The sequence below is a fragment of the Granulicella sp. WH15 genome, from assembly GCF_009914315.1.
Taxonomy (GTDB): Bacteria; Acidobacteriota; Terriglobia; order Terriglobales; family Acidobacteriaceae; genus Edaphobacter.
Genome location: NZ_CP042596.1, coordinates 4,568,457 through 4,582,268, shown reverse-complemented (window position 1 = coordinate 4,582,268; position 13,812 = coordinate 4,568,457). Strand labels below are relative to the sequence as shown.

13 protein-coding genes are annotated in these 13,812 nt (G+C 61.1%); 10 read left to right on the top strand and 3 right to left on the bottom strand.

The window, feature by feature from the left end; translation table 11 throughout:
- Nucleotides 1-36: 36 nt before the first annotated feature.
- Nucleotides 37-1,158: a tRNA guanosine(34) transglycosylase Tgt gene (gene tgt, locus FTO74_RS18930; protein WP_162539532.1), complete on the top strand. Its 1,122-nt coding sequence runs from the start codon at nucleotides 37-39 to the stop codon at nucleotides 1,156-1,158.
- Nucleotides 1,159-1,319: 161 nt separating this feature from the next.
- Here the strand turns inward: tgt and FTO74_RS18925 are convergent, their stop codons facing one another.
- Nucleotides 1,320-1,775, bottom strand: a complete 456-nt coding sequence (locus tag FTO74_RS18925; RefSeq protein ID WP_162539531.1) for a TonB family protein — start codon at nucleotides 1,773-1,775, stop codon at nucleotides 1,320-1,322.
- 644 nt (nucleotides 1,776-2,419) lie between these two features.
- Here FTO74_RS18925 and yajC point away from each other — a divergent pair.
- From yajC to secF, 3 genes are all read left to right on the top strand, one after another.
- Nucleotides 2,420-2,749, top strand: coding sequence for a preprotein translocase subunit YajC (yajC, locus tag FTO74_RS18920; protein WP_174242243.1), 330 nt, complete (start codon nucleotides 2,420-2,422; stop codon nucleotides 2,747-2,749).
- Nucleotides 2,750-2,878: 129 nt separating this feature from the next.
- The gene (gene secD / locus FTO74_RS18915; protein WP_162539530.1) at nucleotides 2,879-4,489 is read left to right on the top strand and encodes a protein translocase subunit SecD; all 1,611 of its coding nucleotides are present in this window, start codon (nucleotides 2,879-2,881) and stop codon (nucleotides 4,487-4,489) included.
- A gap of 39 nt (nucleotides 4,490-4,528) precedes the next feature.
- Nucleotides 4,529-5,497, top strand: a complete 969-nt coding sequence (secF, locus tag FTO74_RS18910; protein WP_162539529.1) for a protein translocase subunit SecF — start codon at nucleotides 4,529-4,531, stop codon at nucleotides 5,495-5,497.
- A 188-nt stretch (nucleotides 5,498-5,685) separates the two neighbouring features.
- Here the strand turns inward: secF and FTO74_RS18905 are convergent, their stop codons facing one another.
- Complete coding sequence (locus FTO74_RS18905; RefSeq protein WP_162539528.1) at nucleotides 5,686-6,243, bottom strand: hypothetical protein; 558 nt, start codon at nucleotides 6,241-6,243, stop codon at nucleotides 5,686-5,688.
- Nucleotides 6,244-6,964: 721 nt separating this feature from the next.
- Here FTO74_RS18905 and FTO74_RS18900 point away from each other — a divergent pair.
- The 4 genes from FTO74_RS18900 (at nucleotide 6,965) to FTO74_RS18885 (ending at nucleotide 9,688) form a co-directional block, all read left to right on the top strand.
- The gene (locus tag FTO74_RS18900) at nucleotides 6,965-7,714 is read left to right on the top strand and encodes an energy transducer TonB (protein WP_162539527.1); all 750 of its coding nucleotides are present in this window, start codon (nucleotides 6,965-6,967) and stop codon (nucleotides 7,712-7,714) included.
- A gap of 182 nt (nucleotides 7,715-7,896) precedes the next feature.
- Nucleotides 7,897-8,634 carry a MotA/TolQ/ExbB proton channel family protein gene (locus FTO74_RS18895; RefSeq protein ID WP_162539526.1) on the top strand — a complete coding sequence of 246 codons (738 nt, stop codon included), beginning with the start codon at nucleotides 7,897-7,899 and terminating at the stop codon, nucleotides 8,632-8,634.
- A gap of 120 nt (nucleotides 8,635-8,754) precedes the next feature.
- Entirely contained in the window at nucleotides 8,755-9,186 is a 432-nt protein-coding gene (locus FTO74_RS18890) for an ExbD/TolR family protein (RefSeq protein ID WP_162539525.1), read from the top strand.
- A 67-nt stretch (nucleotides 9,187-9,253) separates the two neighbouring features.
- On the top strand, nucleotides 9,254-9,688 hold the full coding sequence (locus FTO74_RS18885; RefSeq protein ID WP_162539524.1) for a biopolymer transporter ExbD: 435 nt from the start codon (nucleotides 9,254-9,256) through the stop codon (nucleotides 9,686-9,688).
- Between the two features lie 163 nt (nucleotides 9,689-9,851).
- Here the strand turns inward: FTO74_RS18885 and FTO74_RS18880 are convergent, their stop codons facing one another.
- A complete protein-coding gene (locus FTO74_RS18880; protein ID WP_162539523.1) occupies nucleotides 9,852-10,484 on the bottom strand; it encodes a DUF882 domain-containing protein in 633 nt (210 codons plus the stop codon).
- A 242-nt stretch (nucleotides 10,485-10,726) separates the two neighbouring features.
- On the opposite strand from FTO74_RS18880, the gene FTO74_RS18875 reads away from it, so the two are divergent.
- Complete coding sequence (locus FTO74_RS18875; RefSeq protein WP_162539522.1) at nucleotides 10,727-11,392, top strand: YceH family protein; 666 nt, start codon at nucleotides 10,727-10,729, stop codon at nucleotides 11,390-11,392.
- Nucleotides 11,393-11,531: 139 nt separating this feature from the next.
- Entirely contained in the window at nucleotides 11,532-13,796 is a 2,265-nt protein-coding gene (locus tag FTO74_RS18870) for a PAS domain-containing sensor histidine kinase (RefSeq protein WP_162539521.1), read from the top strand.
- Nucleotides 13,797-13,812 lie beyond the last annotated feature (16 nt).

Genomic DNA, 13,812 nt, shown 5'->3' with positions numbered 1-13,812 from the left:
TGGACGCTTCGCGTATTTCTTTACAATCAGAAGAGGATGCCGCTTACTTTTCAGCTTCACCGCACCACCGACTCCGGCCTCCGCCGCGCCACGCTTACCCTGCCCCACGGAACCGTCGAGACGCCGGTCTTCATGCCGGTCGGCACCGCCGCCACGGTCAAGGCAGTCCCGCAGGACGTCCTCGAACACCTGGGCCGCGACGACGCGGGCGCACAGATCATCCTCGCCAACACCTACCACCTCTACCTGCGCCCCGGCCACGAGCTGATCCGGCGCATGGGCGGCGTCCACCGCTTCATGAGCTGGAATCGCCCCATGCTCACCGACTCCGGCGGCTTCCAGGTCTTCTCGCTCAGCAAGCTGCGCAAGATTACGCCCGAGGGCGTCGAGTTCCGCTCGCACCTCGACGGCAGTAAGCACTTCTTCTCGCCCGAGCACTCCATTGAGGTTCAGATCGCCCTCGGCGCGGACATCATCATGGTCTTCGACGAGTGCGTCGAGCACCCGGCCAGCCACGAGCGCACCCGCGATTCCATGGGGCTGACCCATGCCTGGGCCGCTCGGTCGAAGGCGCACTTCGAAGCCAACAAACACCGCGTTCCGTGGCACGAGGAGCTGGGCGGACAGACGCAGAGCCTCTTCGGCATCGTGCAGGGCGGCATGTACCCCGACCTGCGGCGCGAGTCGGCCGAGCGGTTGGTGGAGATGGACCTGCCCGGCTACGCCATCGGCGGGCTGGCCGTGGGCGAGCCGCGTGAGGTGACCCGAGAGATGATCGCCCGCACGCTGGAGTTCCTGCCGAAGGACAAGCCGCGCTACGTGATGGGCGTCGGCTACCCGGAGGAGATCGAGGAGTACGCCGGAATGGGCGTCGACATGATGGACTGCGTGCTGCCCACGCGGTCGGCGCGGCATGGGCTGCTGTTTACTCGACTGACGGATGGGTCGATTGAGCGGCTGAACATTAAGAAGCGCGAGTACGCGGAGGATCAGGGACCGATTGATGAGAACTGCGGCTGCATGGTGTGCCAGCGGTATACGCGGGCGTACCTGCGGCACCTGTTTTCGTCGGGAGAGCCGTTGTCCGGGACGCTGAACTCAATCCACAACCTAGCTTTTTATTTGGACACGATGCAACGAGTCCGAGAACCGCAATAAAGCTCGCTGCCGACCAACGGGAGGCCCTCAGAGGCTGATCCTGCCCATACCGTCCCGAGAACCGTACGAAGTACCGCCCGCCCGGCGTTAGGGCGCCTTTAGCTTTTGTTGTTAAACAGCAAAGCCCGCGGTTTTGGCCGCGGGCTTTGCGTGTGGAGGGCTTAGCGCTCGAGCTGGATCGACAGGTTGACGCGGACGGGGATGATCTGCGAGTCGAGGCGGGCGGGCTCGAAGCGGAACTGGCGAACTGCCTCGAGGACGCGGCCGTCGATGACCGGGTTGACGGACTTGACGATGCTGACGTCCTTGGTGTGACCCTGCTCGTCGACGAGCATTCCGACGACGACTTTGTTGTCGTCAGGGTTCAGGCTCAGGTCGCGCGGGCTGTAGCTGATGTCGGCGCGCTGGATGAGCGTCGGCTGGATGACGCCGGTGCTGACGCGGATGCTGGACTTGCCGGTCTTGATGTCAGCGGCGGGGGAGGCAGGGGCAGAGGCCGAGGCTAGCGCGTAGGGAGCATTCGCGCGATCCTGCGAGCCGTTACCGGCGGCCTGCGAGGCCTGTGCATGGAGCAGAGCGGGGGCCAGGATGAGGGTAGCCAGGATCGTTGAGCGCATGATGTTTTCTCCTAAGGGTTAGAGTTGCCAAAACCAACTTAAACCAGCGAGCATACGATTGTCAATCTTTTTATTTGATTTAAATTTCCTGCCCATTTTTAAAGTTTTATGGGCGACTTTAGGCGAGGTTTTTCAGGGTCGTCGAAAATTTCACTATGTGAAATGCGGATCGCTAAGTGGCGCAAAACAGGAGGGCGACGGAGTGGGTAAGGAGCAAAAGATCGGCACGGACCAGAGGGGAGGGGAGAGGTGCTTTGCTCTTTGAAATCTTTTTTGATGAAAGATTAAAGACGCCCTCACGCCGGGCGGGCGGCACTTCGTGCGGTACTCGACGCTTCGCGTAAAGGCAACGACCTCCAGACCCCCCCGTGATTTTTACCTTTTCGTTTATCCGCCGCCGTCTTCTGTCCGTTTTTGCTCGCCGCGCTTGTTTCCTTGACACACTCCAGCCTGTACGCGATGCTTAACCACTGAGCAATCTAGATTGCAGGTGAGGAGCCGCGCCTCAAACGTGCCTCCAGCCCCAATCCTGAGCTTCGACTTCGAACTCCTTCGAAATCGACCTGGACTATAAGTAGTGCAGTAGTGCGACCTTTAGTTGTGCGGCAACACCCGCAGAACCTCAAGCGGGTGGCCTGATCGGTATGAGTGCTGTGAGCGTGTTGGCAATCTGGCTTCAAAGCAGCGGCGGCGGCCTGTTGGGCGGGTTCGGCGGCATTCCCATATTGCTGCTCTTCTTCGTGGCCATGTACTTCCTGATGATCGCCCCGAATCAGAAGAAGCAAAAACAGTGGCAGGCGATGCTCGACGGACTCAAGAGCGGCGACCGTGTCACCACCTCGGGCGGCATCCGCGGAGTCGTCCTGCAGGTCAAGGACGATACCGTCCTGCTCCGCATCGCGCCGGATAATGTGAAGCTCGAGTTCGTCAAGAGCGCCATCGCCAGCGTAACCACCGACGAAGAAGCGAAGTAGCAAAGAGATAGCGTCACCAGATCAAAACTGACCTCGGCCAGCAGCCGGGGCAGATGAAGGAAGAGAACGGAAGTCCGGCGACGGCGAGGCCAGCAGCGGCTCGGTCGCCCCAGGCAGACGGCAAACATTATGGGCAAGAATCTCGGCACCAAAACGGCAATCATCCTTGCGGTCCTGCTGTTCTTCACCTACGGCATCATCGGCATCCCGCACGGCAGCCTGAAGCAGTCGATCGCCGACCGCATCCACCTGGGTCTCGACCTGAAGGGCGGCACCCACCTGGTGCTCGCGGTGCATGTGGCCGAGGCCGTCGGCTCGACGACCGATCGCACGGTGCAGCAGCTTGAGAGCGATATGCCCGGAGCCGGAATCGCGGGCGCGACGCCTGCCAAGCTCGATCCGGCGCACCCGGAGTCGCTGACGATTACCGGCGTGGCGGTGGGACAGGCCAGCGCTCTGCGCACCCTGCTCAACGGGCCGAACTACGCCAGCTACGATGTCGCCAGCCAGCCGGACGGCAGCTTCAAGCTGACCATGAAGCCGTCGGCCATCACCGACCTTGAGAGCCGCACGCTCGACACCTCCATCGAGACGATCCGCGAGCGCATCGACAAGCTCGGCGTCTCCGAGCCGATCATCCAGAAGTACGGCCTGGGCGATAACCAGATCCTGGTCGAGCTACCCGGCGTCGACGATCCCGCCCGCGTCGAGGAGATCATCCAGTCGACCGCTAAGCTGGCGATTCACGCGGTCGATCCTCGCGGCCCCTGGGCCAGCGAGACCGAGGCCCTGGCCGGTCTCGGCGGAACGATTCCCCCGGATTCGGTGCTGATGAAGGGCGAAGGCTCCGCCGGTGCGCCGCCGATGGTCTACCTGCTGAAGCGCGCGGCCGAGGTCGAGGGTATCGACTTCCGCGACGCCCAGCCCTCGCAGGACATCAACGGTCGCCCCAATATTCACTTCAACCTGACCACCGAGGCCGGTGAGCGGTTCTACAAGTACACCGACGAGCACAAGCAGGGCAGCTCCACCCCCGGCGCAATGGCCATCGTGCTCGATAACTCGGTGAAGGAAGTTGCGTCCATCCAGTCGGCCATCCGTGACTCGGGCGAGATTACCGGAGCCTTCACCCAGCAGCAGGCCGAGGATCTCTCGCTGATGCTGCGCACGGGCGCGCTGCCTGCTTCGATCTCCTACCTCGAGACCCGCACCGTCGGGCCGTCGCTGGGGGCCGCGAGCATCCACCAGGGCATCATGGCGGCCGTCTTCGGCATGGCCGCGGTCATGGTCTTCATGCTCATCTACTACCGCGGCGCGGGCATCAACGCCGACCTGGCCCTGGTGCTGAACCTGGTCATCCTGCTCGGCTTCCTCGGCTTCACCCACGCCACCTTGACCCTGCCTGGAATTGCCGGTGTGATTCTAACGATCGGTATGGGCGTCGACTCGAACGTGCTGATCTTCGAGCGCATCCGTGAAGAACTGCGCGCGGGCAAGTCCGCCGCCGCCGCCGTGCAGGGCGGCTTCGCGCACGCGTTGGTCACCATCATCGACACGCACGTGACTACGATCGTCTCGGCTGCCATCCTGTTCCTCTTCGGAACCGGCCCGGTACGCGGATTCGCCGTTACCCTGACCTTCGGTCTGCTGGCCAATATCGTTACCTCGGTCTTCGTCTCCCGCGTCATCTTCGACTCGCACCTGAAGAACAACCCGCGCGGCGCCGAGCTGTCGATCTAAAAGCTCTTACTAGACTTCTGTTTTCTGAGGCTTATACAAGTGGAACTGTTCCGTAGCACCAATATCGACTGGCTTGGCAAGAAGTGGTACTTCCTCGGCTTCTCGCTGATCTTCTCCGTCGCCGGCCTTCTCTCGATGCTCTTCTGGCACGGCATCCCCAAGGGCGTCGACTTCAAGGGCGGCACGCAGATCACCGTCAAGTTCGACCAGGTTCCGAACGAAGACCACGTGCGCTCGGCGATGGACCACGCGGGCGTCAAGGACTTCCGCATCCAGCGCATCTCGAACGGCGTCTCGCAGGTCTCGAACGAGGTCATCATCGCGCTGCCGATCAACTCGGCCACCGACACCAACCACGACCAGGGCCGCGCCGCGGTGCAGAACGCGCTGAGCGCCAACTATCACGACAGTGGCTTCACCATCCTGCAGGAAGACATCGTCGGCCCCACGGCGGGCAAGCAGCTCCAGAAGCAGGCCATCTATGCAACGCTCTACTCGCTGCTGGGAATGTTGCTCTACCTCTGGTTCCGCTTCGAGCTGATCTACGGTGTTGCGGCCGTGGTTGCAGTCTTCCACGACACGCTCATCACCATTGGCGCCTTCTCGCTGACCAACCAGGAGCTGACCCTGACGGTGATCGCGGCCATCCTGACGCTGATCGGATACTCGATGAACGACACGGTCGTCGTCTTCGACCGCATCCGCGAGAACCTGGCGCTCAGCCGCCGCGAGGATCTGGCGACGATCGTGAACCGCTCGATCAACCAGACCCTCAGCCGTACAGTGCTCTCCTCGGGCCTTACGTTCCTCACAGTGCTCTCGCTCTTCGTCTTCGGCGGCGAGGTGCTACACGGCTTCTCCTTCGCGCTGGTGGTCGGTATCCTCATCGGAACCTACTCCTCCATCGCGGTGGCCGCGCCGATGCTGGTGGCGTGGCAGGACTGGCGCTCTCGCAAGAACCAGCAGGCCAAGGCGGCGACCCTGCCCGCCGGACGCGCCCGCGCTTAGTTTCTCCTGATCGCAAATAGCAAAGGCCACCCACGGAAATGTGGGTGGCCTTTGCTGTTTGTGTACGCTTTCGCTCCTGAATACTTTTGCAAGATATTGCCCTATCTCGTCAGTAGCGGGTCAGTTTGAAACTGCAGACTCCAAGTTCATCGTGATCCGGAGGGCAACGATACTCAAAGCCCATATATTCATCGAATACCGATCAGTAGGCCCGCAGACATGCCAATCGATTGCACATGACCGCCAGCGAAGCTGTAGTCATATGCAGGTTCCAGATACCATCCGAAGCGATGCTTTCCCGTTGGCCAGAACATGAAGTCTCCCGCCAACTCCGCAGAGAAGGAATCTCTCACTTTGCCGCCTTGTTTTAAGTGAGTCCATTGCGGTCCTACGCCCAGCATAAACTCGGCTTTTTTAGAGATGTCCCACGGTTTCTTGAACAGAAAATCCGTGTCCCATTCTGTGGAATTACGCGTGTAGAACGGTGAAACGCCCGCCTCAAGTTCGAGCCAGTCCTCGATGGGGGTACACTCGACCGCCAAGTTGGGTGCGAACGTAGCCGCGCCTCCATTGAAGTTCCAGTTCGTGGAAGCACCTACTTCCATGATCGCCACGGTACTGTCGTCATCTTTGGAAGATTTTGCTGGATGGGTAAGAGGATCGTTCTGAGCTATCTGCCCGAGGGCGGATTGGCAGCACAATATAAGGGCATACGCTCCTATGAGCGTGCACGTCTGTATACGCATGGTAAGTCTCCAAGTTCAAAACTGATTCGATCCGCGCCAGAGACGCGGAAGAAGGTGAGCTAGGAGGCTGTCACACGGGGTGGTCGGAATATTGTGGAATGAGGCGCGAACGCGGGACGAGGTGATTCCAGCACAAGATCGGCGAATGCGGGATTCACGGGAACAAGAGCCAGTCCGGCATTGGGCAGTCCGTAGAAGCCGCAACAGGTGCAGATGCCGTTACACCTATCAGGTACAGCCGGAGAGTAATGCTTGAGGGAGGGCTGGTGCAACGAGGCGGCTGTGATGGAAATTCCATCACAAAGGTCGCAGTGCGGCGGATTTGCTGTAAGCCAAAACAGCAGGGCGCAGAGTAGCCAGGCCCATACTCCACGTCGGTTGCAGCTCCTCATACCGCTAACAATAAATGATCGAGAATGAACCACGCGGAATTGGTAATGAGAAACGCGTTTGTGGTCGCGTATAACTCCCGAATCGGTGGCGATTCGGAACAAGGCACTCAACGGGCTCACTACTTATCTCGTGCAGGCTCTTCCCGATACGAGACTTTCCGTGTTACGCTCTCTTCAAAGCTCAGCCAAGATTTGCCGAAGCTTAGGTTTTCCACAGGCTTCCACAGTCCCCATAGGGAACCCGGGAACATATCCTGAGTCCTCGGTGTCTAACCATCAGAAGCGCTCCGCGCGTCAACAGACTCTCTGCTCTACCTCTCGAGGCTGCCATGTTTGAAGATTCTCTGATCGACTCCGGCGATAAGCTCAAGACCAAGTCGAAGTACTGGATGATCGGTACGTTCGCACTCAACGCCGCAATTGTGGCGGTCTTGATTCTGATTCCGCTCCTCTATCCCGAGGCGCTGCCGAAGACGGCCATGACGGCGATGCTTACCGCGCCGCCACCGCCTCCACCCCCACCGCCGCCGCCACCGCCGGCCCAGGTGGTCAAGCCGATTAAGATGGTGTCGGAGATTGACGCCGGTCTGCACGCGCCCACCAAGATCCCCAAGAAGATTGAGATGGTGAAGGAAGAAGCTGCGCCTCCGCCGCAGGTTGCCGGTGTTGCCGGTATGTCCGGCATGGGTGCCGGTTCGGGCAATGGCGTCCCGGGTGGCATGGGCGGCCTGCTCGGCACGGCCCCGACCCCGGTGGTCCGCGCCGCTCCTGAGAAGCCCAAGGGACCGGCCCGCATCTCGGGCGGTGTCATGCAGGGTTCCATCATCCAGAAGACAACCCCGGTCTATCCTCCGATCGCCAAGGCTGCTCACGTCTCCGGCACGGTCACCCTGCACGCTATCATCTCCAAGCAGGGAACCATCGAGAATCTGACCGTCATCAGCGGACCCCAGATGTTGCAGGCGGCGGCGATCGATGCCGTCAAGCAGTGGCGGTACAAGCCGTATCTTCTGAATGGAGAGCCCACCGAGGTCGATACCACGGTTCAGGTAAACTTCAACTTCGGCGGCGGCGACTAACCTCTTAGGTCCAGCCCAAGTCCTACTGTCCTGGGCTGGACCGCGATTTTGTTGAACTCCCTGGTGTTATGTAGGTAGGGAGTGTCACAACGACCCGTAAACGCCTCGATGCTCCGCGCAGCAGATGGAACATCGAGACACAGAGTTCAACGAACGATTCTGATTTCGGAGGAAAGACCCAAGTGATTCTCGCTCATCTCGCAACCACCCTCGCTCATGTTCCCGCCTCTCTCGCCCTCTTCCAGGAGGCAGCCAGCTTCTCGCTGCTCGGTATGTGGGGCAGCATGAGCTGGATTCCGCGCGCCATCGTCATCATCCTGTTCATCATGTCGATCTGGTCGCTGGCCGTCATCATCGACCGCTACCTGTACTTCTCGGCAGCGCGTTCGCAGTCGCGTGAGTTCGCGCCCAAGGTTGCCGGTGCGCTGAAGGAAGGCAAGCTGGACGAGGCGATCAAGATCGCCGATCGCAACAAGAAGTCGCACCTCGCCGAGGTTGTCACCGCCGGTCTGCAGGAGTTCCGCAGCTTCGGTTCGGGCGGCAACATCTCCGAGACCCAGATCGAGAGCTCGCAGCGCGCCCTCGAGCGCTCTGAGGCCATCGTTCACTCCAAGCTGAAGCGCGGTCTCGGCAGCCTGGCCACCATCGGTTCCACCGCGCCGTTCATCGGTCTGCTCGGCACCGTTATCGGTATTCTCAACGCCTTCCAGTCCATCGCGGCTTCGAAGTCCTCGGGTATCGGTCAGGTCGCCGGCGGTATCTCGGAAGCTCTCGTCACGACCGCCTTCGGTCTGATCGTCGCTATCCCGGCCGTTATGACCTTCAACTTCTTCACCAACAAGGTTGAGGCCTTCGACGTCGAGATGGACAACTCCTCCTCCGAGCTGGTCGACTACTTCATCAAGCAGAGCCACCGCTAAACTGCGGGGTGGCTGGCCGGAGCTTCGGCACCGGCCAGCCGCCCGCATAGCACTTGCACCGGCTCAACGATATCTCTTTAGCTCTATTGATTCCGGATAACCCGGACGGAGTTCGCGCACATGGCACAGGCAGTTCGGGCAGAAGGTAAGAAGGTAAACTCCAGCATCAACGTAACGCCGATGGTCGACGTGATGCTGGTGCTGTTGATCATCTTCATGGTGATCACTCCCATGCTCAATAACAAGGTAAACGTCGATCTGCCGAAGGCTGATGCGGCGATCGTCATGGAAGACGCCAACAAGGAAGACGCAATCACCGTCGCCGTTACCCGCGATGGCAAGACCTTCCTCGGCGCTAACCAGGTTCAGATTGATGATCTGGGTCCCAAGATTTCGGCACTGCTCGAGAACAAGGGAGCTACGGACGCCAAGGAAGTCTTCCTGCGCGCCGACGTTCGCGCCAACTACGGCAAGGTGATGGATACGATCGATGGTGTCCGCGCTGCCGGCGTCAGCCAGCTTGGCTTGCTCACCGAGAGAACCGGTCAGTAACTTTTAGTTTCATCCGGGCCTCATGCGCCCGAAAACAGAGGAATCACAGGAATTCAGGAGGTTCATTATGGGAATGGGTGGAGGCGGTACAGGCGGAGCAGTATCGGAGATTAATGTTACTCCGCTGATCGACGTTCTTCTGGTGCTGTTGATCATCTTCATGGTCATCGTGCCGGTTACCCCGAGGGGCCTCGAGGCGCTGGTTCCCCAGCCGCCAAAGAACAAGACGCAGGACGTAGAGAACACCCGTACGATCGTTGTGCAGGTGATCTCGAATGGCGGTGGCGAGCCTGGGTACAAGATCAACGATGACTCTTTTGCCAAGTCCGCGCTTGAGCCGAAGCTGGCTGAGATCTTCGCGAGCCGTCAGGAAAAGGTCATGTTCGTCAAGGGTGACAAGGATCTCGACTACGCCAAGATCGCTGAGGTCATCGACTTCGGCAAGCAGGCTGGTGTCGATAACGTCGGTGTCATCACGCCACGTATCGAGGCTGGTCAGTAAGTTTACGAGCTGCAAAAAGATGGGTGGCCGAGCAATCTGCTCGGCCACCCCATCTTTGTTTAAAGCGCCCTTACGCCGGGCGGGCTGCACTTCGTGCGGTTCTCGGAACGGTATGAACGGTATGGGCAGGATCAGCTCCTGAGGGTCTCCCGCCGGTCGGCAGCTAGTCGCCGCGGCTGAGACGGTGGGAGCGCCGGACGCGGGCGACGCGGCCAAACGACCACTCCCGAACCGGACCTACATCCACATGCACAAACTGCGACACGGGGTAGTAGCCCACGCCGCCCTCGTGGAGCGAAAGCGCCGCATCACGTAGAGTGCGAGTCTGAATGCCGGGAACGCGGATGTCGATCGCCTTGGCCAGCACGTGCTGGCTGTGCTCGGCAACACCCGTATTCGCAGACCGTGCCCGCAGGAAGTTGTTGCTCCACGGCGTGCGGTAGCCGCAGACGATATCAATGATGCCGTTCGGCTTGTGCAGCTTCTCCATCACGGAGTGCAGGACGTCGAACTCCTTCGGGTCGTAGCGGCTGGCGTCGTCCGTGCGGTGATCGCGGAGGAAGTAATCCAGCGCCTCCAGCGCGCCGGGAACGTACTGGTCGCCGACCCGGTAGACAATGTCGATATCCTCGCCGGTGTGCAGGTGGTGCAGCCGCAGGCGATACCGCGCGCCCGCGCCCGCGAGAATCTCCGCATCGCTCGTTGTCGCCGCAACCGTGGTCTCCTCGGCGCGAGCAATCCTGGTCGATCCTCCCGAGCCGATCAGCAGCGTTGCCACCGTTGCCGCTGCCATCATTTTGCTACGGCTAAAAAGCTTCATCCTCACCCCAGCCAATCGTTTGTGAACATATTGCCACGATGAAATGGCAATTGATATTTCTCATTCACTTCATCGATTCTATCGAGAGATATCTTTATCTCTGCCCGTTGTGACAAATAAATTACACGAGCAACCACTTTGTAACGTTGGATTGCACCTGAATTGCAGCAAATTTGGGGATTGTGGCAATTGTTTTTTGGTTGTGGCAGTCTTGCACCATGCTGCTCGATCCAACCACGCTCCGCGTCCTCGGCTCCTTGATGGAGAAGGAGATGACCACCCCGGAAAACTATCCTCTCTCCTTGAACTCCCTGATCGCGGCGTGCAACCAGCGCAGCAGCCGCGAGCCGGTGATGGAGCTGACCGAGGAGGAGGTGCGGCAGTCGCTCCACATTCTCGAAGAGGCGTCGCTGGTAATGCCCACGCGCGATGCGCGGGTGCCCAAGTTCGAGCATCGCATCCGCACGGTGCTGAATCTGCGCCGGGATGAGACGGCCGTTCTTTGCCTGCTCCTGCTGCGAGGACCGCAGACCCCAGGCGAGCTGCGCGGCCGCTCCGACCGGATGTTTACCTTCGACGATCTACCTGCAGTGCAGGCTACGCTCGACCGCATGGCGGCTCGTCCAGCGGCTGAGGACCCTGATTTTCGGTTCTCGACCGAGGGTCCGCTGGTCGTGGTTCTGCCGCGCCAGCCTGGCTCCAGTGCCTCACGGTGGATGCACCTGCTTGGCGGCGTTCCGGCGATTTCGACCGAACAGCCTGGCTCCGAGACGAGGCCGAGTTCCGGCGGGCTCGAGGCTCGGGTGGCGGAGCTTGAAGCCGTTGTAGTGCGGCTCGAGCAGGAGTTGGCGAGGCTGCGGGCGAAGGTGGAGACTCAAGCGTAGCGATTGCGGGGGAAGAGAGCAGTTCCTTGGCAGCTAAAGCCGGTACGACGGCGGGAATCTCGCCGCGAAACTGTGCACGGAAGAACCGGCAACCGTTAGACTGGTCACAAAAAGAAAGCTGGGCCTGTCGCGACTCCCCATGATTCGAACTGCGCCGCCAAACCCGTCTTCCGGTCTTCATCTCTCCGGCGATGCCCCGCGCCCGGCTTCCAAAGCCCTGCTCGACCTTATTCCCAATCCTATCCTTTGTCTGGACAGCAACTTACGCCTCACCTATGCGAACCAGGCGGCACATCGTCTTGGTCATCTCTTGCCGGAGAGTGCAGAAACGGCCTTCGGAGCCCATTTTGAGGCAGCCTGCCACGAAGTCCTCGCGGATGGCCCGTCGCGGTCGTTCGAGTATCTCGACCGGCCTTCCCGCCAATGGTTTAGCGTGCTTATACAGCGCCACGAAAATGGTTTGCTGCTGCACTATCAGGAGTTGAGGCAGGAGCCGGAACAGGAATCCGGGCCGCAGCCGCCCGAGCACCGGCGGCTCGAGACTTCGAGCCACCAGCTCTGGCAGGTCTTCGAGGCAACTCCCGACGGCATCGCCCTCATCGACCACAACTGGCTCTTCTCCTTTGCCAACCGACGCGCCCGGGAGCTGCTGTTGCACGACTCCATCCTCGGCCTCAACCTCTTCGATCTTTTTCCCGGCTACATGCAGGCCTCCTGCGGAGTCGCCTGCCGCGTCACCATGGAACAGCGCGTCGCGACCGAGTTCGAGGTCTTCCACCCTGCGCCGTTCAACCACTGGCTCAAGGTGCAGGCCCGGCCGTTTGAAGACGGCATCCTCCTCTTCTTCTCCGATATCACCGAGCGCAAGCACAATGAGGAGGCACTCGCCGCCAGCGAGCAGCGTTATCGCGTCCTGGCCGACCTGAACCCGCAGGCGCTCTGGGCGGGCAGTCCCGAGGGTGCGATCATCTACGCCAACCAGGGGCTGCTCGACTACCTCGGCCTTACGCTGAAGGAGCTGGAGGGCCGGGGCTGGCCGGACGTCCTCGACGCCCGGGACCGCACGGCTACGATTGATGCCTGGACCCGCGCGGTCAGCACCGGCGACCACTTCGACGTGGAGGCGCGCCTGCGCCGCGTCTCCGACCGCAGCTACCGCTGGTGGAACCTGCGCGCGCTGCCGGTTCGCGACGAATCCGGTGTCATCACCTCCTGGCTGGGCGTCGGCCAGGAGACCCACGATATGAAGACCGCCGCCGAGGCGTTGCGGGCCGAGCAGCAGGAGACCGAGCGCAAGCGGCTGCAGCTTGAGACCGTCTACCGCACCGCGCCCATCGGCCTCTCGCTCATCGACCCCGCCGAGTTCCGCTACCTGCGTATCAACGAGCGCGAGGCCGAGAACCTGGGCCTGACCGAGAGCGAGGTCATCGGCCGGACGATCTCGGAGGTCATGCCCATCCCCGGACTGATCGACCTCTTCCACCAGGTGGCCCTGGGGATTCCGGTCAAGGATCACCTGCTCGAAGGTGAGCTTCCTGTCGGTCGAGGGGAGAGCCGATCGGCAGGAAGCTCGGACCGCCACGCGGAGCGCCGAGCCTGGACCGTCAACTATTACCCGGTCTACGGCCCCTCGGGCGCGATCGAGGCCATTTCGACGGCGGCAGTCGAGATCACCAACCAGCGCCGCTCCGAGGCTGCCCTCATCCAGAGCGAGAAGCTCGCCGCAGTGGGTCGTCTGGCCAGCTCCATCTCGCACGAGATCAACAACCCGCTCGAGGCCGTTACCAACCTGCTCTACCTGATCGGCCTGGCGCCGGACCTCTCGCCCGACAATCAGGTCTACATCCGTATGGCGCAGTCCGAGCTCTCGCGCGTCTCCCAGATCGCGACCCAGACCCTGCGCTTCCACCGTCAGGCCATCGCTCCCACTCCCGTTACCGCTGGCGAGCTGGTCGGCGCGGTGCTCGACCTCTATCAGGGGAGGCTCGCCAACTCCGGCATCAAGGTGGACGCGCGCTACGACACTGAGGTCCCCATCCTCTGCTTTGAAAACGACATCCGCCAGGTGCTCAATAACCTGATCGCCAACGCCATCGACGCCATGCGCGCGGGCGGCAGGCTGGTGCTGCGCGCGCATGCCTCCCAGGGCACGCAGGGAGAGTCCGGCATCCGCATCACCATCGCCGACACCGGCCACGGTATGGAGCCGAAGACGCTCGCGCGCATCTTCGAGCCCTTCTACACCACCAAGGACCTGAACGGAACCGGCCTCGGACTCTGGATCTCCTCCGGCATCGTGGAGCGGCACCAGGGCCGTCTCGACGTCCGCAGCACCACCCACCCCATCCATCACGGTACCGTCTTCACGCTCTTTTTACCGCTGGAGCATCGTCCGGCTGAGTAAGAGAACCGGCACTCGC

Coding starts and splice junctions, on each gene's coding strand:
- FTO74_RS18890 (WP_162539525.1), top strand. CDS start 8,755: ATGGCACAGGCAGTTCGGGCAGAAGGTAAGAAGGTAAACTCCAGCATC.
- FTO74_RS18880 (WP_162539523.1), bottom strand. CDS start 10,484: ATGATGGCAGCGGCAACGGTGGCAACGCTGCTGATCGGCTCGGGAGGA.
- FTO74_RS18905 (WP_162539528.1), bottom strand. CDS start 6,243: ATGCGTATACAGACGTGCACGCTCATAGGAGCGTATGCCCTTATATTG.
- FTO74_RS18870 (WP_162539521.1), top strand. CDS start 11,532: ATGATTCGAACTGCGCCGCCAAACCCGTCTTCCGGTCTTCATCTCTCC.
- secD (WP_162539530.1), top strand. CDS start 2,879: ATGGGCAAGAATCTCGGCACCAAAACGGCAATCATCCTTGCGGTCCTG.
- yajC (WP_174242243.1), top strand. CDS start 2,420: ATGAGTGCTGTGAGCGTGTTGGCAATCTGGCTTCAAAGCAGCGGCGGC.
- FTO74_RS18885 (WP_162539524.1), top strand. CDS start 9,254: ATGGGAATGGGTGGAGGCGGTACAGGCGGAGCAGTATCGGAGATTAAT.
- FTO74_RS18900 (WP_162539527.1), top strand. CDS start 6,965: ATGTTTGAAGATTCTCTGATCGACTCCGGCGATAAGCTCAAGACCAAG.
- FTO74_RS18925 (WP_162539531.1), bottom strand. CDS start 1,775: ATGCGCTCAACGATCCTGGCTACCCTCATCCTGGCCCCCGCTCTGCTC.
- FTO74_RS18875 (WP_162539522.1), top strand. CDS start 10,727: ATGCTGCTCGATCCAACCACGCTCCGCGTCCTCGGCTCCTTGATGGAG.
- tgt (WP_162539532.1), top strand. CDS start 37: ATGCCGCTTACTTTTCAGCTTCACCGCACCACCGACTCCGGCCTCCGC.